Source organism: Pseudonocardia sp. ICBG1142, from assembly GCF_020496255.1.
Classification (GTDB): Bacteria; Actinomycetota; Actinomycetes; order Mycobacteriales; family Pseudonocardiaceae; genus Pseudonocardia.
This window is the reverse complement of the sequence record NZ_JAHLJC010000030.1, coordinates 1,649,874-1,672,139: the sequence shown is the minus strand read 5'-3', so window position 1 is coordinate 1,672,139 and position 22,266 is coordinate 1,649,874. Positions and strand designations below refer to the sequence as shown.

Sequence of the window (22,266 nt, the reverse complement as noted above, 5' to 3'; positions counted from 1 at the left end):
CCACCATGGACTGGACACTCGAGGTCGTCGTGCTGCCGGTGTCGGACCTCGACGCCGCGGTCGCCTTCTACCGCGACCGGGTCGGCTTCGACCTGGACCACGACACCCGCACCGAGCACATGCACATCGCCCAGCTGACGCCGCGGGGCTCGGGTTGCTCGATCGTCGTCGGCTCGCTGCCGGCGCAGAACGAGATGGCGCCGGGCTCGATGCGCGGGCTGCAGCTCTGCGTCGCCGACGCCCGGGCCGCGCGCGACGAGCTCGTCGGACGCGGGGTGGAGTGCAGCGAGGTGACGGTGCTCGACGAGCGCGACGGCGGCACCTTCTTCGGCTTCGCGGACCCCGACGGCAACACCTGGGCGGTGCAGGAGCTGCGGGTCCGGGGCGAGCGGCCGCTGATCCCGGAGTCGGCCCGGGGCCGCTTCGGCGGCTGAGCACGGCAGGTCACACCGATTGCGCGACGGTCCCCGCAGGCGCATACTCGCCTTAATTCAACGCCAGTTGAAATGAGGGGGCATGATGTCGGAGCGGACGACGTGCTGTGTGGTCGGGGGCGGCCCGGCCGGGATGATGCTGGGCCTGCTGCTGTCCCGGGCCGGGGTCGAGGTGACCGTGCTGGAGAAGCACGGCGACTTCCTGCGGGACTTCCGCGGGGACACCGTGCACCCCACCACCCTGGACCTGCTCGACGACCTGGGGCTGGGCGAGCGGTTCGCCGCGCTGCCGCAGAGCCGGGTCGAGGAGGTCGTGATCCCCGAGGGGCGGGGCGGCGCGCAGCGGATCGGGAACCTGTCGCTGCTGCGCCGGATCGGGGTCCGCCACCCCTACATCGCGCTCGTCCCGCAGTGGGACCTGCTGAACCTGCTCGCCGACGCCGCCGCCGACGAACCCACCTTCGATCTCCGGCTCGACACCCGCGCCACCTCGCTGCTCCGGGAGAACGGGCGGGTCGCCGGCGTCCGGTACGCGACGACGACCGCGCCCGGCGAGGAGACCACCGGCGAGATCCGGGCCGACCTCACGGTCGCCTGCGACGGCAGGCACTCGATCCTGCGGGACGGTTCCGGCCTGCCCGTGACCGAGTACGACGTCCCGTTCGACACCTGGTGGTTCCGGCTGCCGCGCCGCCCCGAGGAGATGCACGCCTCCCTCCGCCCGCGGATCGGGAACGGGCGCTTCGCGGTCGTCATCCCGCGCGAGGGCTACTACCAGATCGGCTACATGGCACCCAAGGGCGCCGACGCGCGGCTGCGCGCCGCGGGGATCGAGGCGTTCCGGGCCGACCTCGCCGAGCTGATGCCGGAGTACGCCGACCGGGTCAGCGACATCGCCTCGATGGACGAGGTGAAGCACCTCGACGTGAAGCTCAACCGGCTGCGCCGCTGGCACGTCGACGGGCTGCTCTGCATCGGCGACGCCGCGCACGCGATGTCCCCGATCGGCGGCGGCGGGATCAACCTCGCGATCCAGGACGCGGTGGCCACCGCGACCCTGCTCGCCGCCCCGTTGCAGCGGGGCACCCTCACCGAGCGGGACCTCGGCCGGGTCCGCAACCGCAGACTGCTCCCGACGGTGCTGGTCCAGGGCCTCCAGCGGATCATGCACCGCACCATGGCCGGCCCGGCGCTGACGGGGCGGCGCGACGGTCCCCCGGTTCCGCTGCTGCGGCTGATGCATCGCGTCCCGGCGCTGCAGATCGTGCCCGCCTACCTCGTCGGCGTGGGGTTCCGTCCGGAGCGGGCCCCGGACTTCGCCCGCCGCGGCCCGGTGCCGGCGGCCTGAGACCCGGTGCCCGCCCGCCGCGAGGGGCGGGCACCGTCGCTCAGCGGACCGGCGCGCCGTCGGCCGGGACGACCGCGCCCGCATCCTGCGGCACGGTCAGGTCCCGGTCGACCGTCTCCGGCGCCATCCGGGCCGCGACCAGGCTGATGACCGCCATGCCCGACATGTAGACCGCCACCGGGATCCACGACCCGGCGAACGCCCCGATCAGGGCGGCGCAGATCAGCGGCGCCACCCCACCCCCGAGCGCGGAGGAGAACTCCCGGCCCAGGGTGACACCGGCGTAGCGGTAGCGGTTGCCGAACAGCTCGGGGAACCAGCTCATCTGGACCCCGACGGCGCCGTTCACCGCCAGGACGAAGCTCACGATCATGGTCACGACGATCGCGGCCCGGTTCCCGGTGCCGAACGCGATGAACGCGGGTCCCGGCAGGAGGACCATGGCGGCGAGGATCGTCGAGTAGACCGGACGGCGCCCGAACCGGTCCGACAGCGCCCCGAACCCGAAGGCCGCGATGCCCCCGCAGATCGCCCCGACCAGGAGCACCTGCGGCACGAACGACGCGTCCACACCGATCGAGGACACCAGGTAGGACGCGACGAACACCTGGAAGGTGTAGGACTGCGCGCTGGCGCCGACGTTCATGAACAGGACCAGCAGCATCGGCCGCCGCCCGTGCCGGAACACCTCGCCCGCCGGTCGGCGCGGCGCGACGTGGGTCTCCTTCAGCTCGGTGAAGACCGGGCTCTCGTCGAGCCTGCGCCGGATGATCATGGCGACGACGGTGACGACCAGGCTGGACGCGAACACCAGCCGCCAGCCCCACGCGAGCAGCGCCTCCTGGCCGAGCTGCTGGACCGCGACCCAGACCACCGCGCCCAGCGCGGTACCCAGCGCCGCACCCACCATGACCAGCGAGGCGTAGCGGCCCCGGCGGCCACGACCGACCGTCTCGGTGAGCAGGGTCGCGGCGCCGGCCTGCTCGGCGCCGGCCCCGAACCCCTGCAGGAACCGGCAGAGCACCAGCAGCACCGGGGCGAGCACCCCGATCGTCCCGTAGGTCGGGAGCAACCCGATCAGCAACGTCGAGCCGCCCATCAGCATCAGGGTGACGACGAGGATCCACTTGCGGCCGAGCCGGTCGCCGTAGCGGGAGAAGAACAGCCCGCCCAGTGGCCGGGCGAGGAACCCGACGGCGTAGGCGGAGAAGCTGGCCAGGATGCCGGCCGCCGGGGAGATGTTGGGGAAGAACAGGGTGGAGAACACCAGGGTGATCGCCGGTTATGATGGTTCTATGGTCACAGCGATCTACTGCCGGGCGTCCAGCGCAAAACAGCAGGTCAGAGAAGATGGCGTCAAAGGTTCTATAGACCAACAGCTGGCCCTGTGCTTTGAGAGAGCCGAGGCGCTCGGCATCTCTGACGAGGTGCTGGTGCTCGCCGAAGTCAAGAGCGCCACCAAGAAGGACAAGAAGACCGGGCGCGTCCACCGAGCCAAGTTCGACGAACTGTGCGCAGGCATCACCTCCGGCGCCATCACCCACGTCATCGCGTACGACTCTGACCGGATCATGCGCGACCCACACGACGGTGAAACCTTCATCGACGCCTGCGACGGTCGCAACGTCCACATCGATACGTTGCAGTCCGGCAAATACAAGATCGCGACACCCGACGACCGGCTCATGACCCGCATGGTCGTAGCCATGAACGCCCGCGAGATTGAAAAACTTAGAGAACGCACCAAACGGGGCCTCGCAGCCCGCGCAGACGCAGGGCTACCCCACGGCGGCCCACGCAGCTTCGGATTCCAAGCTGGGAACATCCACCACGACGCCGTCGAAGCCGACGCAATCCGGAGCGCGACTCGACAGGTCCTCGCGGGTAGCTCACTGAGATCGATAGCGATCGAGTGGAACAAGGCCGGTCTCAGAACCGCTGGAGCCGCGCCCAGGAGCTGGACGCCGGGCACCCTTAGGGGGGTGCTGCTGAACCCCCGCAATGCAGGGCTCATGACCCGCGACGGCTCAATTAGCGCAGTCAAGCCTCAATGGGAGCCAATCATCACTTACGAGGACTGGAGCTCCATGCACGCGATCCTTAACGAGCCCAGCCGAAAAACCAACGTGGGCGCACCGCCCCGATGGCTTCTAAGTAATATTGCGCACTGCGCGTGTGGGGGTCGACTCAGAGTCAAAGGTTCCGGCTGCAACAGGTCCAAAACAACTTGCCCTCGGTATGAGTGCAGCCGATACACCCACGAATACCCGGCAGACGGTCACAGGGCCCCGGGCCCCCATTCAAGCACGCGAGCAGAAGCTCTCGACGAGTTCGTCTCCGGCAAGCTTGTTCGGGCGTACCACGAAGCAGGCGTGGGTTTTCCGCAACCTCGGGCTGTGTTCAACGCGGAGTCGCTCACCGAGCGCCGCGCAGAAATCCAGAACAAGCGTGAAGAGCTTAAGAGTCTTTGGAGGACTAGCGTCATCACGGCCGATGAACTCACAGTAGAACTGGCGATGCTCGACCGCCGCCTGGAACAGGAACCCGCGACCATGATCCATGAGACTCCCGAACGGAACGCGACACTCGATGAACTCTTCACGGAGTGGTCCGAACTCCCGCTCGATCAGCGGCGACAAATCGTCAAGGACTCCGCGTCTGTGAAGGTACTCGCAACAGGTCGCGGCCGACGAGTAGCCCTGAAGGACCGAGTCATCCTTGAGATTCAGATCCCACAGTGATCTCAGCCGCCGGAGACCTGCGCATGCTGATGTGACAACTCAGCAATAGCTGCGTCCACTTCGCTCGTGTCGTCAGCGTCGTCGCGTTGGAGTTCCAGCTTCACGCGACGGCGCGCGCCTTCGGACATCGCGAGATCGTTCATCGCGGACATGACCGAGTGGAACAACTGACCGGAGAACCGGTTATCTCGCAGAGACCGCGTCAACGCGTCGCACACGTAGCAGAGGATCGCGATGTCGGACTGCTCGTAGAATCGGGCCTGACCGGATTCACGTGCGGCTCGATACAGTTCGCGCGCACGCGGGTGCCACGCGGGGTCCGGCTTGTGCCACACGGGCTCAGCACCGGCGGGAGCCTTCTGCACGAGCTTGTCTTCGGCGGTGTGATGGCCGTGCTTCTGTTCGGTGCGCTTGGGCACGGGAGCCATGATGGTAAAGACCTCTCGTCAGCGTGGTTCGAACTCGATCGCGACTGAGCCGTTGCGGCCCTTGAGATCGATGTCGATGTCAAGAAACTCGGTGCCGTCGGGGATTTCACGCCACACGCGGCTTGCATTACGGAACACGGTGGGACCCCAGATAGGGCCTGTGCCCGGCGGCGGTCCGTCGTTGGGTGCGTTCTTTTGGAACGCGACCTGCATGGTTCCACCGAGTTCACCGGTGATCGAGACGAATGCTCGCTTGAACAGCGCTGATGTGGAGCCGACCATCGCAGGCACCCGCAGATAATTCTTGCCGTGTGTCAGTTCTCGTTCGATCATCACGGGTTTGACCTTCTTTGACGTCGGTGTCGATGCTGCCGAGGCATCAGCGCCCCGCATCAGTGCGAGTACATCGGCGCGCATGCGGGCCATGTCGTAGCTTCTACCGGGTCCGCAACCGGGGTCCCATTTGCCGGTGATACTGGATTCCAGGTGGCCCCGGCACCACTCGGCGTTCGGCCGGTGAAGCAGTTGCGAGATGACGGTGCCGAGTTCAATCGCGGACCTATATTGCGCGTCGGACATCGGCGTGTTGCCGGGGTACACGATTTCGTGGCCCCACACGAACTTGTTGAACGCGCGCGTCACCGGCAGCGGGCCCATGGCTCTACCGCCGGAGGCACCTGCGTGGTTCGCCGGATGCGCCGCGATCACGGTGACGGAGCCGTCAGCGTTGCCGGACGTGTTGCACAAGGGCCCCGGGAGTCCCGGTCGGCCGTTCCAGAGCACCTGAGGCGGTGTCACGGATGCTGGCGTCGCCGTGTGGTGCCAGATGAGTCCCTGGTAGTCGCTCGTCTGGCCGTTGCCACGGCGCTCGTAGCCCGGCTACACGTGCACCGTGACGGCTCGCGCACGGAGGGCCGCTATGACGCGGTTGGCGAAGTCGACGCTCATGCGTCGTACCCACGCGGCGAAGCGTCGACGGCGCCGATGACCATGACGCCGTCGTCGTGCTCGTCGTGATGAATGTGGACGTGCGCGTCATCGTCGCCGACGCAGTCGCGCAAGTGTTCGCGGACGTGGGCCTCGGTCGCCTCAAGCGCAGTGTCGAGACCGTCGACGCCATCGGGCACGAAGCGCTCGTAGCGGATCACGAGCAATCAGCTCCTCATCGAGGCTTATTCAGGGTGATCATGAAGTGCGGTGTTTCTCCAGGTCGGGACCGCAGCGAGGTAGCCCGCCAGGCGGCCCTGAATAAGCCTCATCGTGGGCTGGAGTGCCAGGATTCGAACCTGGACTATCCGTTTTAGAGACGGAGGAGCTGCCGGTTACTCAACACTCCACCAGTATGCTACGCACAGTAACAATCGGTAACAGTAAGCGACTTTTCACATGGGTGCGAAATGAGAGCCTATGCACACCGTTTTATGTTTATACTTAAAGGGGTTAACCCCCCCCAGTCACTAGTAAATAGGAATACAACTAAACACGCGCGCGGGCGCGTAATTCACTATGGAGCGCGCGACGGATGCGCAACAGAATCGCGATACTTGCGGCGTTGACGGCCCGCGAAAGCCTCACGTTGCGTCTTCTCCGTATGACACGTATCACAGATCGCGCCGAGGTTCGACGGCGCATCGGTGCCGCCGGAACGCCGGTTGACGATGTGGTCCACGGAGCGCACGCGGCGTGTCGTCGCGCACACATAGCACGTGTACGCGTCGCGACGAAGTATCTACGCGCGCACACGCTACGGAAGCGGAGCGCCGTATCTGCGACGTGCGTCGAGCCAGGTCATAAGCTGAAAGGGGCCGAAGTGTGAGACATAGAACGTGGTGCGCGCCCGTCATTGAGACCATCAATCAGCAGGGAGCAAGAGGGCTCGACCGGAAACTGATTGCCCTGAACATGGTCCCGGAGCCGCGAGCGCGCACCACGTAAGTTCATTTTAAGGGGCCCGAATCGACATGGTCGAATCACCCCCTCACTTAAGTATTCCTTGAATAAGAGAAGTCACCGGGCTCCACGGAAAGCAGCTCACGCAAGTACTTCCGAGCCGTGCGCCACAAAGTATGAATACGATTCCGATTAACACCGTACAAGTCTGCGATTGCTTGTTCCGACAATTGTGCACGGAATAGAAGGTCCACGACAGCCGCACACGGTTCGCCACAATCGGCCGCCACCGACGCGACGAGCTGACGCCAACGATCGGAACGCGTGACGACAGACTCCGGACACACGAGGTCCACCCGAGACCACATCGGCAGCCAGTCATCGTGGCCCGAGAGCTCTGTCGGCTCACCGCGATCGGCGACGAGTGCACGCACATCGGCCAACGCGAGCTTCGCAGCCCGCCGCGAGGCCTAGCCAACAGACACATTGTGAACGTCTGGATCGTACCAACGCGACATGCGTTCCAACGTCCGCGACAACACGTCCGGCTCGTCCATCGGCGCAAAGCGGCACACGTGGCGCACCGTCTTACGTATCGCACCGAACTCGTCGTGGCCAATATCCCGCCAGTACATGACGATGGGTTCCGCGTTCAGGTAGCAGTTCAGGTAACGACGAGCTCTAAGTGAAGACTACCACAGCGCGGCGCAAGGATCGAGCCCCCGGACGGCCTCGATGACCCCAGGACTACATCACGGCTCATGAGCTCAAGCTACTAAGTAGATCTGACAGATCCACTTAGCCGGTTCGTCAGTACAGCTCCGACCACCGGTGAGCTGGCCGGGAACATGCGGCTTCAAACCGAATCGGCTGGCCACGGTCGCCCGGTGGTGCCCACTCGAAACAGAACGCCCGCTCGATCTCCGCACACACGTCGGCAACGTCGGCTTCCGGTATTTCCCAGACGGCTTCATCGTGCACGAGCGCTCGTGTCATCCGTTGAATGTCCAACGGCATCCGGATCGCGGCGGCCTCGAACAGTACGTCCCGCGCGGTGCCTTGGCCATACAGCGCAGGTGCCTGTGTATGCGACCGGTCGACAACCGGTCGCATCCGACGACCGAAACCGTTGTCGAGTAGATTACCGGACTCGGCCTCTTCACGCACCTCGCGCTTCCATTGGGCAAGTCTCGGGAACTGAGTCGCGATCGTGTCCACGACACGTTGGGCTTCGTTTCTGCGAACACCCGCGCTGTCGGCGAGCTTCAGAACACCCATCGAGTAGTTGACGCCGTGAGAGATGATCTTCGCGGTCTTGCGATACCGCGCGGGGTCACTGTCATATGTGGCGTCGCCGTAGGCCATGCGGGCCACGACCTCGTGCGCGTCGACGCCGGGTTCAAACAGCTTCGCATACTCACGATCGCCACTGTGAGCTGCGACACATCGAGCATCTACTTGCGACAGGTCCGCAGACACCAACACGTGACCCGGTGACGCAACAAACACGTCCCGCTCGTGTTTGCCGAGCACCGTGAGTCCTGGACGCGTCACCGACGTACGACCGGACGCCTGGAACAACGTGATCCGTGGATGCACGCGACCGTCATCGTGCACGTACGTGTCCACCGTGTCATAGACACTGCGCACGCCGACAAGCGCACCGATCGCCTCACACAGGCCCGAAGACTGCGGATACTGCGACGCGATGTCGGCCAACGCGTCAGCTGAGAACGACGGTTCGCCGGTCGGCGTCAGCGGTAAATACTGCTCATGGACGCCCAGATTCTCGAACGCCGCGACCAGTGCACGTTTACCGGCCGCCGTCGCGTGTGGCGCCGCCGCAGGCTCGCCGGTGCTCGTCACCGTGGGCACATCGTGCTCACGGATGAGCCAGTTCACCAGTTGCGTGCGACGATGAGCAGCCTCTGCGACACGGTGACGCAAACGGTCCTGGTCCACGAGCAGACCCACGGACTGCACCTGCGAACACACGGCATGCACTCGGTGCTCCCGCCACAGATACTCGTCGTCGGGCACCAGCGGGACGAGTTTCCGATACAACGACTCCACGGCCAACACGTCGCCGCGCAGGTACTCCAGATACTCCGGATCATCGACCGGTATGCCGCCGAAACCACCGTGTAAAAGCGACAGCTCCAGCAAGTCACCGGTTTTACCTGCGAGCCCGTGCGCGCGTGTCGCCGCAGCCAGCGAATAGCGACTACGTGACGCGTGAGCGGCATCGGACGGGTCCACCAGGGACGCCGCGATCATCGTGTCAAAAACACGCCGGTCACGGGTCCATGACAGCACGTCGAAGCCGAGCGCTGGCACATCGAACGACACCACATTATGGCCAACGAGCAGCGACGACGTCGACACGAGACGCCGGAACGACTCATACGAGTTCGACACCGTGTACTGATGATCACGTGAGAGGCCGCCGAGTCGAAAGAACACGTCCGGCGGCATCGTGAACCGGCTGCGAGCGTCGTGACTCTCGATGTCCACGAACACGGGCGAACAGGTTCCGCTCACGTGTGAACCTTAGCACACGTGGCGGCCGACACGAAGTCTGAAGCAATGTCAGGACCAACTCGGCACAGGATGGTGGCGGCCATGAGCCGGGACCTCGCGGAGGTCATGACGGGTGTCGACGCAGATCGAACTGCCGCTGAACCGTACGTGTGGCGGACCCACGTGACATCACGTGGGTCCGCCACATGTGTTCACAGTTCGATGGTCTCCGTGTGCGTGAACGAGTGGTCACGCCAGGCACCTGCGAGCCTCATGCGTCGCTCGTACTCGTTGTACGTGACGCGTTCGGTACCGCGCTCGTCGTGCTGTGGCGTCACGCGGTAGTCCGGGTTCACGCGACCGTCGGCGAGCAAACCGATCGACACGGTCCTGTCGTCGGTGTCGACGTGGTGCGCATGGGCCGCGAGCACCTGAGCGCGCCACCGGCGCCCGTACACGTACCGGGTGCCGGTCCGCTTGTGCTCACGTGCGCCGATCGCGCGTGCGAACGACTTGTAGGCGCCCGTGCGCTGCTGTCGACCGTCCGCGTGGCACCACGTCAGCCACGCGGACCACACGTCGCGTGCGTGCACGTACACGTCGTCGTCGTCGACGCGCGTCAGCGTGTCGGCGGCGAACTCGGCGATCGCGTGCGCGATGGTGCCAGGTTTCGGCTTCACGTCGCTGTGTGTGACGACCGACCGTATCGGTTCCACGGCTGGCTGCGTGACCGGTTGCTGTGGTTGCTGCAGTTCGCTGCCATTATCAGCGCTGTAGCTGTTCTGTATAGCGTCGGCACTATACAACTCCTCTCTCTCTACGTTCTTGCTGATGCCGGTTTCAACTGCATCAACTGCAGCAACCTCCTCAATAGCTAGGTGACCAGCGGTTTCGTCTGCTGCAGTTGACTCCGTGGGAGTGTCGTCAACTGCAGCGCCAACTGCAGCACTCGGCTTGAGTCGACAGCCTCGGAGCAGCGAGACGCACGTCTGGCCGCCGTGACGGCCCCGAGCAAGCTCAAGTGCTGCAGTTGAACCTCCGCGTGCTGCAGTTGCCGCTCGGAGCTCCCGGCTGAATCTGGCGTACTTCGGGGACCGGATAATGTCACTCTGTGTAGCCAACCAGAGTTGCCACCGGTCCCAGACGAGCTTCGTCGGAAGCTCGTCGTTCGGGTCGCCGGTGATCTCCAGCGACTCGTCGGCGAACCGCAGCAGCGGCTCCGAGTCCTCGCGGGACTCACGTGTCGCCTCGCGCACGGCGTCCGGCGTACCAAGGCCCGTTCGCAGGTACTCGTGGAGCCCGCGCACGAGCCAGGCGAGCACTCCGGATGACTCCGTGTCGATGATCCGCTGAGCCAGCAGCGGGTCCTCGCGACCTTCAAACGACTGTTCGAACGGCACCTGATCGCATCGAGACCAGAACGCGTGCTCCCCGGAGCCCACGTTGGGCGCGTGGTTACTCGTCATCACCAATGTGTGCGACGGCTCGAAGTTCCACTCGTCTTCTCGCATGCGTCGCGCGGTGAGCCGGTCGCCGCCGGTGAGCTCCTTGACGCGCGACACGTCCCATCGAGCGTCTCGGTCGAGTTCCTGGGCCACCGCGAGCCGACGACCGTACAGCGATGCGACCGCCGTGAGATGGCCCTCGTGGCGGCTCAAGGTCAGCAGTTCCTTGTTGACGCCGGTGGCGTACTCGCCGAACACCGCACTGATGATCTTCACGAGCACCGATTTGCCGTTGCGTCCGGTGCCGGTGAGCACCGCGAACTTGTGCTCGCGCACGTCGCCGAGCAGCGCGCAACCGAACAGCCGCGCCAAGTACGACCTGATGTCGGCATCGGGTTGCACCTCACGCAGGAACCGGTCGAACTGCGGACACGTGGCATCCGGTCGATACTCCACGGGACTCTGTTGCGTGATCAGGTCCGCCGGATCGTGTGCGCGTAGCTGTCCCGTGGTCAGCTCGATCGTGCCGTTGGCGACGTTGAACAAGTTGCTGTCGCTGTTGAACTCGCCGCCGTGGACCTGCGTTGCGTCGGTGCGCCGCACGTGATCCAGCGCGCTGGACACACGCGAGGCCGCGTGGAGCCATGACGTGGCATCGGTCTTCGTGCCGTCGGCACGCTGTTGATACGCGTTCACGTCACGGATCGTCTGTTGCGTGAGCTTCTGGGCAATATCGTGTCCGCCCACGGAGTCCCATCGGCCGTCGGCGTAGCTGAACCAGCGCTGCTGATCAATCGCGTACCGGAGCCGGTCGCCGTGTCTACGGATGACTTCGTCGCAGAGCTCCAGATCAGTTGCGCGCAACTGAACGTGGTCGCCGTCGCGTTCGGTGCTGATTTTCGCCCGTGCGCCCGCGAGTGCTCTGTCGAACTCGTCGCAACCAGTGTCGCGGTCGATCACCGTCGCGTACGTGCGCTTGAGCTTCCGCAACGAGTCCGTCGACGCGTTGAGCGCGCACAGTCGCATCACCGACGAGACCATGGCGTCGTAGTGCGAACGTCCGTTCGTGTTGTGCTGTTCGCTGATCGCGTCCGCGAGGGCCTTGTCAGCCTTCGACGTGGGGTCCCCGGCCAGTCGCTGGAGCCACCGTGGCGGCAGCATCGGCAGCTCACACGTCGCAGGCGCCATGTCGCACGCGTTCGAGTGCGCGTCGTACCAGCGGTACTGGGACCCGCTCGGATGAGTGCTGGGCTCCGCGACCAGGTACCGGTGCTGGGGCCTGATCACGTCGATGGACGTGCTGAGCGCACCGGACACGTGGGACCAGTCGAACTCGTCGGGCACGCGGTACACGCGAATGCCACTGCGTGTGGGCTCCGATCGAGAGCTACTGATCCACGTGGGTGGCAGCCCGCCGAGCTCTGCTTGAAGCTTCTCCAGTTCGTCGGCGCCGTGCTTGTCGCCGTAGTCGTCGACGTCGATGCCGACCACGTTCGACGGGAGTCCCAGTGCGATGTTGTGCCAAGCCTCATCGCGGGTCCACGCGTCGACGTCGGCCTCAGTGACGGCCTTGCGCTGGTATCCGGTGAAGCCTTTCGGTGGCGGGAACTTCTTGTGCGGTGGCAGCGGCATCGGGTACCAGCCGCGCTTCAGGTACTCGCACGCGTACGAGCCCATGTCGGTGTCCACGGTATCGACTCCGTTAATGATAATAGTGTTCGATAACAGAAGACCCCGGGGGCCTCAAGTGGTCCACGGGGTCTCGACGCACGTGCGGGCAGCATTCATCGCCGCTGCACGTGAGCTGCGTAGATACAGCTCTCGTCTACGGGCCAGTGTGCCACAGACTCGCGGCTACCACAGGGGGCTAGACACGACGCAGGCACCTGGTTACAGTCGTCGTCATGGCGCGTGCTACGGGGCGCGCCTAGCCCTGACAGTGTCTTTGCCGACGGGCTTTCCCGTGTGTGTAACGCTTATATGGAGCCGCTGATATGTCGTTGCTTGCTGCCATGGACGACGGACCGGATGAGCCGGAGTTCACGTCGTTTCGACCCGAACAGCCCGGCGAATCGGTGGAAGGCACCGTCGTCACCGTGTCGTCGACGACGAGCGACTACACGTCGACGCCGGTGCCCGTGGTGACCGTGCGGACCGACGACGGTGAACTCCGTCAGATTCGCGGCTATCACTCGCATCTGAACGCGGAGCTATCGCGGCTGCCGCTGCTGACCGGCGACCGGCTCGCAGTGCGGTTCGACGGTCGCAAGAAGACCCGCGACGGTGCGCACAAGTTCTGCATGTACACGGTGCGGCACCGGTCGTCGAACGCTAGCTGAATCCTTCCGATACGAGCCGGGACCATACACGCGTATGGTCCCGGCTTTTGTTTATTCATACTGAGGTATCCATCGATATGGACACGCAACGTGCCATGACGGTCACAGACAGTGATGGCCTCCGCATCTATGTGCATCCCACGACCGGCGAGCGGTTCCGATCGGTGACGTCGGTGCTCGCTGCCGCCGCGAAACCGGCACTCGAACGGTGGAAGACCCGCACGATCGCCCAGTACGCAGCCGACAACAGGTCTATGCTGGCCACGAAGTCCGCAGTCGACGCGTTCGAACTCATACGATCGAGCCAGTACACGACGACCGGCGGCGCTGCTGCGACCGGCACCATGGTCCACACGCGCGTGGAATCGCTGCTGCGCGGTGACCCGGTGCCCGACGATCCGTCGCTGTCGTACGTCGACCGCGCGTACCAGGAACTCACCGACGAGTTCGACGTCGAGCCGCTGTTGATCGAGTCGACCTTGGTCAACCGCACGGTCGGTTACGCGGGCTCAGCGGACCTCGTCGCACGTATAAGACCCCGTGCGACACGCGCACGCGAGTGGTCCACGGCGGTCATCGATCTCAAGACCGGTAAATCGGTGTACGGGTCCATGGCGCTTCAGCTCACCGCGTACGCCGACGCAGAGCACGTGTTGACCGTCGACGGCGCCGAACGCGAGATGCCCCGCGTCGACGCGTGCTATGTGTGGCACCTGCGACCGCGTTCGTGGTCGCTGCGACCGATGCGCTACGACGCGCACACACGTCGCAGCTTCACAGCACTCGTCGACGTCGACCGGTGGCTGCGCACCGAACGCGACGCCGTCGGCGCGCCAGTGAACGCTGCGGCCATCGCACGACAGCGTGTGAGCGCGTGAGCGTCGCGGGCATCGATCCATCGCTGACGAGCACCGGTGTCGCGGTGATCTCGGGCTTGACTACACCGGTATCAACAACGGTGTAGTCAAGCCCGTCAGCGTGGCTCTCGGTGGAACCACCGTTGCGGGACCTCGCGCGAATCCGCGACATCGTGGACCGCGTCGATGCTCTCGTCGACGGCTGTGAGAGGGCCTGTATCGAGTCGCTGCCTTTTGCTCGCAAGACAGGTAAATACGTGGAACGGGCCCACTTGTTCTACGCGCTCATCGACAGGCTCACTGTTCGCGGTCTCCGCGTGGAGACCGCGACACCGTCCGAGCTGAAACGTTTTGCCACGGGTCGAGGTACCGCGTCGAAAAGCGACGTCATCAACGCGGTGCGTAAGCAATTCGGTGACGATGTGTAGCCATCACGCGACGACGATCGAGCCGACGCGTTGGCACTCGCGTGGCTCTCCACAGTCCGACATGGACAGAGAGTGTCCACAGTGCACGCTGCGTGACCTGCAGTAACCCAAACGTGCGATGCCCTTAAGGTTGCAACCCCCCCCCCTGAGGCCGGTTACGGTGATACTGTTCACAGGCGAGCATTGAAGGGATCAGAGCAGTGAAGACCTCGCTGTGTAGTGCGATTAGCAAGCTTGTTTCTCTGAGTTCTTACCGGGACGGCGCTATCTGCGAGTTACTGTGTTCAACAGGTTTTAAGGGTGCCACGCCACTGGATGACTGGCTCACGTATGAAACCGGTGCGATCCGCGTGCACGTCGACTTTTGGTCCATTGATGCCACGACTATTAACGGCACCGATTCTGAACTGACGCCTGCGGTGATTGCCGCGTATCTTGACCGATTTCATCACGGCGCGTATCCGGAGCTGACGTCCTGATGTCCACGACTTATGCTGAAAACGATCGCAACACCGATATTGACTGGCGGGCCCTTGACGAACTGACGCGTCAAGTCTTCGCTGACCTGTCCGCTATGGGTCGTGCGCCGAACTACCGCAACGGTCGCCGTGGCAACCGAGGTTTCGAGACTCCGCTGAACCTGAGGGCCCTTGAGCTCCACGAGCAGCTCAAGGACCATGTGCAGTCCGCTACCGGTGGTTCACGTGTGCCGCTGGCTATCGTGGCGTCTCGGCAGTCGGAGCACTGGCTCCTGCGGCTGCGACAGCTGATCCACCGTGCGCAGGTGCTCTGCGGCACCGCCGATGTGATGCCGCGCCGCAACGCGTTGTGCCCCCGGTGCCTCGACACGGGTCATCTGCTGGAGCACGTGGCCGACGGCGTCATGGAGTGTCCGCGCACGTCGACCGTGTGGACCCGCGACGTGTACATCTCGTGGGTGCTGCAAGGTTGTCTTGAGTCTGATGCGGTGCACTTGCGTCGTGTGACGCGTCGACCGAAGTCCCTGCGTGCGTGGCTTCTGGGTCTCGCGCGACTGGTGCCTGATCGCATGCGCACGGAGCCGCCCGCGCACACGGTGCCTCAGCACGTCGACGACTGTGTGACCCATGTACCGGGTGCCGGTGCACGGGCGGTCGACGACACGATCGACGGCTGCGGTGACATGTTCGACGGCGACACCGTCGTGCACGCGCGCCGCGACACTGGCACTGACACGGTGATCATGACCGCGTCGGACTACGTGGACGCCGACAGCGTCATGGTCGACGGCGTCGAACTGCTGATCCCGATCGTGGAACCGGAACCGGAACCGGATTTCAACACCGACATCGAGTCGCCCGACACGATCCCGTTTGATCCGGACGCCGGTGAGACCGCGCGACCGGCAACAATCGAGGACGCCACGCGGGGACACACACACGTCGAGACCGACGACGGCGTCGAATTGTGGGTGCCCGACACGTATGTGCCGGTCATGGACCGCACCTATACGCCGATAAATCCGACGGTCGACGCGCAACGTGAATCGTTGCTGAGATCATTTTTCAACCGACGAAAGAGGTGACAATGGCGCGAACCATCAGTACCGACGATTTACCGCCGGTTACAATGCTTTGGGACGGCACAACATTGTGGTGCCACGGACCCCAATTGTGCAAGTGGTTAGGCCTGGAGCCTGACACTGTTATCGATTTCCTGGATGGCTTTGGTACCGAGATCAGCACAAGCCATGGCCGCGACAGGTTCCGCGTTGATCAGCAGTGTGTACGGACGCTCCAAGATTTGCAAGCGCTCTACGCTCGATAAGTCTTAAACTTCTTACCTGAGGGAGTATTTTTCGCATGGCTACTGTTGTTTCCGCGCCCGTGGAGCCCGTGAAGATTCGCACGGAGCTCGTCGCGGGCACACCGGTGAGGTTCGGCGTCCGGTCCGTGGGCACACCGTTCGCGGTGACCCGTGATCTGGCGCCGCTCACGAGTGCTTCGTTCGCGCGCATCGAGCCGCAGCACAAGCGCTACTGTGTCGTCGAAGGCCGCGTGGTCTCGGTGCTGCTCGAATCCGGCCTTGATCAGCTGTTCGCACCGAACAGTCTGCTGCACCAGCGGCTCGCGACACTGATGCGCTCGCAGACATCGCGCGGCCGTCAGCGTGCGAGCGTCGACGTCACCACGCATCGGTACCAGCATTTTCCGCTGCGCTCGGTGCAGCTCGACGGCGCACCGTGGTTCCTGACCGCCGATGTCACACGGGTGCTCGGCTTCTCGCGCACGGCGCTGCACCGGTCGCCGCACACGAGGTTGTGGCACCATTCGGGCTTCACGGGGGCCCGTTCGCTCGTGCACGCCGACGGAGTCCGGGAGCTCGTCGGCAAGCGGATGCCGCTGTCGAACCAGTTCGCGATCTGGTTTGAGGCCGACGTGATGTCGTGCTCCGACGACACTGCGGTCCACGCGGCTTAACTACACGGGCGGCTTGCCTGTTTCAATAGCTCGGCGATCTCGGAAACATCAACGATGTGTCGGGTTGCCACTGCGACCGTGAGCTCGACCGCAGTGGCGACCGGCATGTCGAGTCTGTAGCCGTTGAGCGCGAGCATCCCGAAGGCCGCCCCGAGCGCGGTCCGCTTGTTCCCGTCCATGAGCGCATGGTTGGTGGCGAGCGACTGCAGCAACGCTGCGGTCTTCTGCCAGAGGTCCGGGTACGCGTCGGCGCCGAACGCAGAACTCTGGGGCTCGACCGGTCGCGCACTCCGCGAGCCTCAGTAACTCATCGCGTGTCAAGTACCGGGTCACAGCTCGGCGAGCTCCGCAAAGGCTCCGAGTAGCGCGCCGTCATATCCGCGAGAATCTCGGCGAAGTCCACATCGTTGTCGAGCATTTCGTGGACCGCCGTCACGACAAGTTCGTGCTGCGAGCACCCGTCACGTTCGGCTCGGACCCGGAGTCGGCGCGCGTCGGCCTCGCTCAGTCGTAGTGTCATCGCCATGAACCGATGATACCCGCCGGTATCAGGTCCACGGCGTGTTGATGCCACGGGCCCGCGCGAAGTGATCTTGAACGCGGAGTTTCCGCAGGTCGCCAAGCTTGTTGACGCCAACAAGCTGACCCCGTGGACTCGCACATCACGGTGCTCATCGCGGTCGACTCACCACGTCCACCGTCGCCGCTGCTGGCTACATCCGGTGGGAGGACTTCGCCCACGCGAAGCTCTCTGCCGAGAACGCTGCCGAGCCTGTGACCAGGCTTTTTGACGGCACCGGCAAAAAGTCCAAGGGCGGTCGACCTGGCGTCGACTACCGGCTCACGCGACGTGCGTGCTACTTCGTCGCGATGAACGGTGACCCGCGTAAGCCCGAGATCGCGGCCGCACAGTCGTACTTCGTGTCCAAGACCCGTGAGGCGGAGCTCGGCACGCAGTTCTCGATCCCAGCGCCGCGTACGTACACCGAGGCCGTGTCCTCGCTGGCAACGGCGTACACCGAGTTCGCAGGGCGCATGCTAGAGCTTGCCGCGACCTCCGAGCGTTGCGAGCAGTTGGAAGCCGCCGCCGTCGTCAACGAGCCCAAGGTCGACTTCTACGACCGGTTCATCGACTCCGACGGCTTCTATCCGATGTCGGAAGTGGCGAAGATGCTCGGCTTCGGACGTAACCGGCTGTATCGGCGGCTACGGGAGCTCAAGATCATCCAGCCGGACTCCACGGAGCCGTACCAGCGGTACATGCAGCATTTCGTGCTGGTGCCGGAGACGAAGAACCACCGCGTGTTCAAGGTCACGAAGCTGACACCGTCAGGGCTCACGTGGCTATCGCGACGGCTCGACGTGTGCGTGCCGCCGCCCAGCGGTCTTCGGCTGGTGACCGCGTGAACGACCTGTCGAGAGCTCGTGGGCCGCCGCACACGTGCACGGCTGACCTGACCTCACCCTGAACAAGGAGCCTGTTGATCATGTCTTCTGAACTGTCGACACCGGTCACGGTGTTCGATGCGCTACGACGTGTCGATGACGACGCGACCGAGTGGTGGTCCGCGCGGGACCTGATGCCACTGCTGGGCTACGACAAGTGGCAGAAGTTTGAGGACGCAATCGAGCGTGCGAAGTTGACCTTGAACGCGGAGTTTCCGCAGGTCGCCAAGCTTACCGGACCCGGTAAGCTTGAGGCCGAGAGCCCCCACATCGCGGCGTTCACCGCGACCGTCGACGCCGGTAACCTTGGTGCTCAGCAGCGCTCGGATTACCGGCTCTCACGGCATGGCTGCTACCTCGTGGCCATGAACGGCGATCCGCGTAAGCCCGAGATCAAGGCCGCACAGACGTACTTCGCGGTCAAGACCCGTGAGGCAGAACTCGGCGACCGGTCGCCGTCGGCGTCTCAGGTGCCGTCTACGTACCGGGACGCGCTGGCCGAGATCATCCGGCAGCTCGACCGTAATGCGGAGCTGTCGGCGCAACTCGGCGAGGCCCTACCGGCGATCGAGTTCCACCGAGAATACGTCAACACCGATGATGTGGTCACCGTGGGCGTCTGGGGCTCGCATTTCGGGCTCTCGGCTCCGAAGGCCCGGCAGCTGTTGCTCGACCGCTCGTTGATCTACCGGCTACCGGTGGGTTCCCGGTGGTCGACATCACGTGCTCAGCGGGTCACCGAGTACGAGTACCGAGCCTACGCGGGTCGCACAGCGGCCTGGTTCGAACTCAAGCCTCAGTACGACGTCCGACGGCACCACAACGGTCAACTGCGGCACACGCTGTACGTGCGGCACACACACGCGCTGTCGGTTGCTGCCGCGTGTGGTCTTACTACGAGTATCGAAACGGAGTTGTGTACGCGATGAGTGTTTTCAACGTGGGTGACCTGGTGGCGTCCACGGTGTCCGAAGACGCCGGTCACGTCGGTGAGATCACCGACCGGTCCGACACCGACGACGAACTGTTCACGGTCAACTTTGACCTCGATCGCTTCGTGGTCCGGCACGCGCGGGACCTCGTGTGGCTGCCGCAGCTGCACACGCGCTGGTGGGACCGCGTGTCTCTCCGCACGGTGACGGTGGCAGGTCTCTCAAGCCGCTTCGTGGCTCTGGACGCCGACGATGGGACACGCCTGGAGGTCGCCGTGGACCGGTTCGAGGACCACTGTGAGCCCGTGGAGTCCGACCAGTACGTGTTGGACCCGGATGATCCGTTTGAGTCCGCGCTGTTGACGATGGCGGCCATGAATCGCCGTAAGCGTGCGGACTACGCGCTCGATTCCAATCTGTGGAGTAACTTCACCGAGGTCGCGACCGCTATCGGTGTGGGACCGCTCGACGTGGTGAATATGAACATGGAGCAGAAGTCCTCGCGGCTGCGGGCGCTCAAGTCCAACGACCGCGAGCCCGCGAACGAGTCGGTGATCGATTCGTACCTGGACCGCGCGGTGTATGCTTGCATCGCGTATGTGATGGCACGCGATGATGTCGCGTGATGTCGCGATCAGACACATATTGGATGCGTATTCGCTAATTTTCGCCCGCACTATGAATAATGCCAGTGCTGCTACACTTAGTGCCGAAGTGTACGACTCGCTGGAAGCCCTCGGAGTGCACGCGGCAGAAATCGCTGCAGTGCTTCACCGCTAATGCTGATTAATACGAGGTGTATTGTGAGTTATCTCAAGAAAGCGGCCGTAATTGCTGCCTTATTTGCCCTGGTCGCGGCGCCGTCGCTCGTCGTGACACCGGCTGCGACCGCGAAGCCGTTTGCCGCCCGTGCGATCATTGCGTGCGAGTCCGGCGGCGATCCACGGGCCCAGAACAAGTACTCGTCCGCCAGCGGCCTGTATCAGTTCATCGACTCGACGTGGCGGGCCTACCGTGGTGATTCCACGGCGTCTCGGGCTGCGTACGCGTCGGTGCGCGAGCAGCACGCAGCCGCGTATCGACTGTTTGCCGATCAGGGCTATAAGCCGTGGTCGGCGTCAAAGTCCTGCTGGTCACAGCTCATCTGAAACTGATATAGCATAAAAGGAACCCCGCTCACATGCCCTGTGAGCGGGGTTCCCTTGTGTCTGTACATTTTGTACATTTGTCAGCCGAGGTCCGCGACGAGTTGCTCCAATTCGGCCCGGATCATGTCCGCATGCAGGCACATGGTCGAATCTCCGTCGAGATCACCCCGGTTGCACGCGGTCTCGATGAGATGTGCCACGGCGACCGCGTCATCGAGCGTCGCGTCGAGGTCAGCTCTGTCGGCGCTCGCGCTGCTCGTCAATACGAGCCCCAGTGTCGCGATGGCCGCAAGGGTGCCGGTGACGATCGTGGGCACCGGATCGCGCCGACGGTCGCTGTCGCTGGCGCGCTATGATCGTGTCGGCCACGGCTCACGGATCACGTTCGGGTCCTTCCGTGTCGACACCGCGTTGTGCGCAGAGCCGCTAGAGTTCAAACAGCTTCCGGTCGGCCGCGATCAACTCACGGCGCAACGCCACGTGTTCTTCGGCGTACCGGTCACGGTCGGCCTCGATGTGGGCCGTACGTCGCGACAACAGCGTCGTGAGCCCTGTCAGTACACCGGTCGCGGCCAGCATCAGGCCGCCTACGAGCTCCGGTGCGATCATCTGCGCTCCAGCCGCTCCAGCCGACGGTCGATCGACGCAAGACGTTCCCGGAAGTCCTTCCGTGGATAACCCAACGTGACGCTGATCTTCTCGTCGTCGTTCTCGTCGATGTCGACCTTGAGCTGTTGCACGCGTAACTGTGACTGCACGTCGAGCCGACCGGACTTGACCACGAGGGTCACGGTGTCGCCGAGCCAGAAATGCTGTGGACCCGACCAGAAGCCCGGCGCTAGCTCCACGGTGTACGACGGCCGGACCACGGTGCTCTGTGCGAGTGTCCAGTCCGCGCGTTGTTCCAGCGCGGCGAGCTGCACGATGTCTTCGGAGTATGATCTGTCCCAGCGTCCTTCTGCGGCGACGGTTGCCATACGTTCCACGACGTTCGCGCTGTCGCCGGTGGCTTCTGGGTCGCGACCCGTGAGCCGTACCGCGTTCGCGTAGTCCGCCGAGTCGACTTGACGCGATATGCTCTGCACCGTGGCGGCCGTGTCGGTGTACAGCAACACGGTCTCGACCTTCGTGGCGCCGCGCTACGGATGCCAGACGTCGAGCTGTAGCCCGAGGCTGTCGGTGTCGGTCGCGGTGATATCCCAGTCGAACCCGTTGATGACCTCGGAGAGTTCCTGAATCTTTTCGCCGATCGACGAGCCGAGCTCGTAGCTGCGGTCACGTCGGACACCGGTCGCCACGTGACCGGCGCGGATGCCCATGTCGCCGCCGGTGCGCTGTTGGGCCTGCTGTATCAGGTCCCACGCGATGTGTGCCTGATCGGTGTTGTCCCAGCGCTGTCGTGCGCCGTGCATCAGCAGCCGTCGACGAAGTAGACACCGGTAGTCCACCGAAGGCACCGTGACGCTGTGTCCGTCGGCGTCGAGTACATCGGAACTCTTGCCGATGCGGCCCCGATACAGCAGCGAGCCGCGCAGGTCCGCTCGCTGGCGCCGGTACACGTAGAGATCGGTGCTCAGTTCCACGATGTCGCGACACGACGGGTCCCGGCCGTCTATCGTGAACGAGGCCTCCGAGTTGTCCGTCAGATTGAACGTCACCGTGCGCGAGTGGGCCGCGTTGACGTCGCAGACGATCGCTGCCGGATTCCACGGACCCACCGCAAACGTCCACTGGGCTGCCGACGACATCAGTAGGCTTTCGCGCGATAGCAGATGCCGTCAAAGCTGAACCAGCTCGGATACTCGTCCGCGCGGAGTGTCGTGTCCCAGAGGAACCGCCACCAGATGGCGC

The 22,266-nt window shown here is 64.2% G+C and carries 23 protein-coding genes and 2 pseudogenes; 13 read left to right on the top strand and 12 right to left on the bottom strand.

The features are described 5' to 3' along the window. Positions 1–5: 5 nt before the first annotated feature. The gene (locus KPL59_RS22335) at positions 6–434 is read left to right on the top strand and encodes a VOC family protein (protein ID WP_060712157.1); all 429 of its coding nucleotides are present in this window, start codon (positions 6–8) and stop codon (positions 432–434) included. An 85-nt stretch (positions 435–519) separates the two neighbouring features. Further along, on the top strand, positions 520–1,782 hold the full coding sequence (locus KPL59_RS22330; RefSeq protein WP_226362129.1) for an FAD-dependent oxidoreductase: 1,263 nt from the start codon (positions 520–522) through the stop codon (positions 1,780–1,782). A 40-nt stretch (positions 1,783–1,822) separates the two neighbouring features. On the opposite strand, the gene KPL59_RS22325 is transcribed toward KPL59_RS22330, so the two are convergent. After that, positions 1,823–3,049, bottom strand: a complete 1,227-nt coding sequence (locus KPL59_RS22325) for an MFS transporter (RefSeq protein WP_226361859.1) — start codon at positions 3,047–3,049, stop codon at positions 1,823–1,825. Between KPL59_RS22325 and KPL59_RS22320 the strand changes: the two genes are divergently transcribed. After that, positions 3,021–4,523 carry a recombinase family protein gene (locus tag KPL59_RS22320; protein ID WP_226361858.1) on the top strand — a complete coding sequence of 501 codons (1,503 nt, stop codon included), beginning with the start codon at positions 3,021–3,023 and terminating at the stop codon, positions 4,521–4,523. The two genes, KPL59_RS22325 and KPL59_RS22320, sit on opposite strands and share 29 nt — an antisense overlap. A 2-nt stretch (positions 4,524–4,525) precedes the next feature. Here the strand turns inward: KPL59_RS22320 and KPL59_RS22315 are convergent, their stop codons facing one another. The 6 genes and pseudogenes from KPL59_RS22315 to KPL59_RS22290 form a co-directional block, all read right to left on the bottom strand. Then, positions 4,526–4,942: a hypothetical protein gene (locus tag KPL59_RS22315; RefSeq protein WP_226351346.1), complete on the bottom strand. Its 417-nt coding sequence runs from the start codon at positions 4,940–4,942 to the stop codon at positions 4,526–4,528. A gap of 27 nt (positions 4,943–4,969) precedes the next feature. Next, a pseudogene (locus KPL59_RS22310) lies at positions 4,970–5,782 on the bottom strand (N-acetylmuramoyl-L-alanine amidase); the annotation flags it as partial. Positions 5,783–5,895: 113 nt separating this feature from the next. Further along, positions 5,896–6,099 (bottom strand): hypothetical protein, encoded by a 204-nt coding sequence (locus tag KPL59_RS22305; RefSeq protein ID WP_226360658.1) that lies wholly within the window; start codon positions 6,097–6,099, stop codon positions 5,896–5,898. Positions 6,100–6,455: 356 nt separating this feature from the next. Further along, a complete protein-coding gene (locus tag KPL59_RS37785; RefSeq protein WP_226351344.1) occupies positions 6,456–6,650 on the bottom strand; it encodes an HNH endonuclease in 195 nt (64 codons plus the stop codon). 1,001 nt (positions 6,651–7,651) lie between these two features. After that, positions 7,652–9,382 (bottom strand): DNA polymerase, encoded by a 1,731-nt coding sequence (locus KPL59_RS22295; protein ID WP_226360659.1) that lies wholly within the window; start codon positions 9,380–9,382, stop codon positions 7,652–7,654. Positions 9,383–9,573: 191 nt separating this feature from the next. Next, positions 9,574–12,495 (bottom strand): phage/plasmid primase, P4 family, encoded by a 2,922-nt coding sequence (locus KPL59_RS22290; RefSeq protein ID WP_226360729.1) that lies wholly within the window; start codon positions 12,493–12,495, stop codon positions 9,574–9,576. 323 nt (positions 12,496–12,818) lie between these two features. Here KPL59_RS22290 and KPL59_RS22285 point away from each other — a divergent pair, with 323 nt between their 5' ends. The 6 genes from KPL59_RS22285 (at position 12,819) to KPL59_RS22260 (ending at position 16,889) form a co-directional block, all read left to right on the top strand. Then, positions 12,819–13,145 carry a hypothetical protein gene (locus tag KPL59_RS22285; protein ID WP_226360730.1) on the top strand — a complete coding sequence of 109 codons (327 nt, stop codon included), beginning with the start codon at positions 12,819–12,821 and terminating at the stop codon, positions 13,143–13,145. Between the two features lie 95 nt (positions 13,146–13,240). Continuing rightward, positions 13,241–14,023: a hypothetical protein gene (locus tag KPL59_RS22280; protein ID WP_226351340.1), complete on the top strand. Its 783-nt coding sequence runs from the start codon at positions 13,241–13,243 to the stop codon at positions 14,021–14,023. Between the two features lie 110 nt (positions 14,024–14,133). After that, a complete protein-coding gene (locus KPL59_RS22275; protein WP_226351339.1) occupies positions 14,134–14,430 on the top strand; it encodes a hypothetical protein in 297 nt (98 codons plus the stop codon). 200 nt (positions 14,431–14,630) lie between these two features. Then, positions 14,631–14,909: a hypothetical protein gene (locus KPL59_RS22270; RefSeq protein ID WP_226361857.1), complete on the top strand. Its 279-nt coding sequence runs from the start codon at positions 14,631–14,633 to the stop codon at positions 14,907–14,909. Next, entirely contained in the window at positions 14,909–15,994 is a 1,086-nt protein-coding gene (locus tag KPL59_RS22265) for a hypothetical protein (protein WP_226361856.1), read from the top strand. The genes KPL59_RS22270 and KPL59_RS22265 overlap by 1 nt, the downstream gene beginning before the upstream one ends. 310 nt (positions 15,995–16,304) lie before the next feature. Then, on the top strand, positions 16,305–16,889 hold the full coding sequence (locus KPL59_RS22260) for a hypothetical protein (protein WP_226361855.1): 585 nt from the start codon (positions 16,305–16,307) through the stop codon (positions 16,887–16,889). On the opposite strand, the pseudogene KPL59_RS22255 reads toward KPL59_RS22260, so the two are convergent. Further along, positions 16,886–17,161 (bottom strand): annotated as a pseudogene (locus KPL59_RS22255) (type II toxin-antitoxin system death-on-curing family toxin); the annotation flags it as partial. The gene KPL59_RS22260 and the pseudogene KPL59_RS22255 sit on opposite strands and share 4 nt — an antisense overlap. Before the next feature lie 502 nt (positions 17,162–17,663). On the opposite strand from KPL59_RS22255, the gene KPL59_RS37095 reads away from it, so the two are divergent. The 4 genes from KPL59_RS37095 (at position 17,664) to KPL59_RS22235 (ending at position 20,415) form a co-directional block, all read left to right on the top strand. Then, positions 17,664–18,296, top strand: a complete 633-nt coding sequence (locus tag KPL59_RS37095) for a phage antirepressor KilAC domain-containing protein (protein ID WP_226361854.1) — start codon at positions 17,664–17,666, stop codon at positions 18,294–18,296. 80 nt (positions 18,297–18,376) lie between these two features. Beyond that, positions 18,377–19,264: a BRO family protein gene (locus KPL59_RS22245; protein ID WP_226361853.1), complete on the top strand. Its 888-nt coding sequence runs from the start codon at positions 18,377–18,379 to the stop codon at positions 19,262–19,264. Next, positions 19,261–19,893: a hypothetical protein gene (locus KPL59_RS22240; RefSeq protein WP_226361852.1), complete on the top strand. Its 633-nt coding sequence runs from the start codon at positions 19,261–19,263 to the stop codon at positions 19,891–19,893. Before KPL59_RS22245 ends, KPL59_RS22240 begins: the two co-directional genes overlap by 4 nt. Before the next feature lie 177 nt (positions 19,894–20,070). Beyond that, a complete protein-coding gene (locus KPL59_RS22235; RefSeq protein ID WP_226351328.1) occupies positions 20,071–20,415 on the top strand; it encodes a transglycosylase family protein in 345 nt (114 codons plus the stop codon). A gap of 80 nt (positions 20,416–20,495) precedes the next feature. Here the strand turns inward: KPL59_RS22235 and KPL59_RS22230 are convergent, their stop codons facing one another. The 4 genes from KPL59_RS22230 to KPL59_RS22215 all read right to left on the bottom strand — a co-directional run bounded on the left by KPL59_RS22230 (position 20,496) and on the right by KPL59_RS22215 (position 22,163). Then, on the bottom strand, positions 20,496–20,732 hold the full coding sequence (locus KPL59_RS22230) for a hypothetical protein (RefSeq protein WP_226361851.1): 237 nt from the start codon (positions 20,730–20,732) through the stop codon (positions 20,496–20,498). 109 nt (positions 20,733–20,841) lie between these two features. Further along, entirely contained in the window at positions 20,842–21,024 is a 183-nt protein-coding gene (locus KPL59_RS22225) for a hypothetical protein (protein ID WP_226351326.1), read from the bottom strand. Then, positions 21,021–21,530, bottom strand: a complete 510-nt coding sequence (locus tag KPL59_RS22220) for a phage tail protein (RefSeq protein WP_226361850.1) — start codon at positions 21,528–21,530, stop codon at positions 21,021–21,023. Before KPL59_RS22220 ends, KPL59_RS22225 begins: the two co-directional genes overlap by 4 nt. Before the next feature lie 24 nt (positions 21,531–21,554). Continuing rightward, complete coding sequence (locus tag KPL59_RS22215; RefSeq protein WP_226361849.1) at positions 21,555–22,163, bottom strand: hypothetical protein; 609 nt, start codon at positions 22,161–22,163, stop codon at positions 21,555–21,557. Positions 22,164–22,266 lie beyond the last annotated feature (103 nt).

Excerpts from the sequence above, each read along its gene's own strand:
- KPL59_RS22335 (WP_060712157.1), top strand. The coding sequence starts at position 6 with ATGGACTGGACACTCGAGGTCGTCGTGCTGCCGGTGTCGGACCTCGAC.
- KPL59_RS22330 (WP_226362129.1), top strand. The coding sequence starts at position 520 with ATGTCGGAGCGGACGACGTGCTGTGTGGTCGGGGGCGGCCCGGCCGGG.
- KPL59_RS22320 (WP_226361858.1), top strand. The coding sequence starts at position 3,021 with ATGTTGGGGAAGAACAGGGTGGAGAACACCAGGGTGATCGCCGGTTAT.
- KPL59_RS22285 (WP_226360730.1), top strand. The coding sequence starts at position 12,819 with ATGGACGACGGACCGGATGAGCCGGAGTTCACGTCGTTTCGACCCGAA.
- KPL59_RS22280 (WP_226351340.1), top strand. The coding sequence starts at position 13,241 with ATGACGGTCACAGACAGTGATGGCCTCCGCATCTATGTGCATCCCACG.
- KPL59_RS22265 (WP_226361856.1), top strand. The coding sequence starts at position 14,909 with ATGTCCACGACTTATGCTGAAAACGATCGCAACACCGATATTGACTGG.
- KPL59_RS22245 (WP_226361853.1), top strand. The coding sequence starts at position 18,377 with ATGTCTTCTGAACTGTCGACACCGGTCACGGTGTTCGATGCGCTACGA.
- KPL59_RS22240 (WP_226361852.1), top strand. The coding sequence starts at position 19,261 with ATGAGTGTTTTCAACGTGGGTGACCTGGTGGCGTCCACGGTGTCCGAA.
- KPL59_RS22225 (WP_226351326.1), bottom strand. The coding sequence starts at position 21,024 with ATGATCGCACCGGAGCTCGTAGGCGGCCTGATGCTGGCCGCGACCGGT.
- KPL59_RS22215 (WP_226361849.1), bottom strand. The coding sequence starts at position 22,163 with ATGTCGTCGGCAGCCCAGTGGACGTTTGCGGTGGGTCCGTGGAATCCG.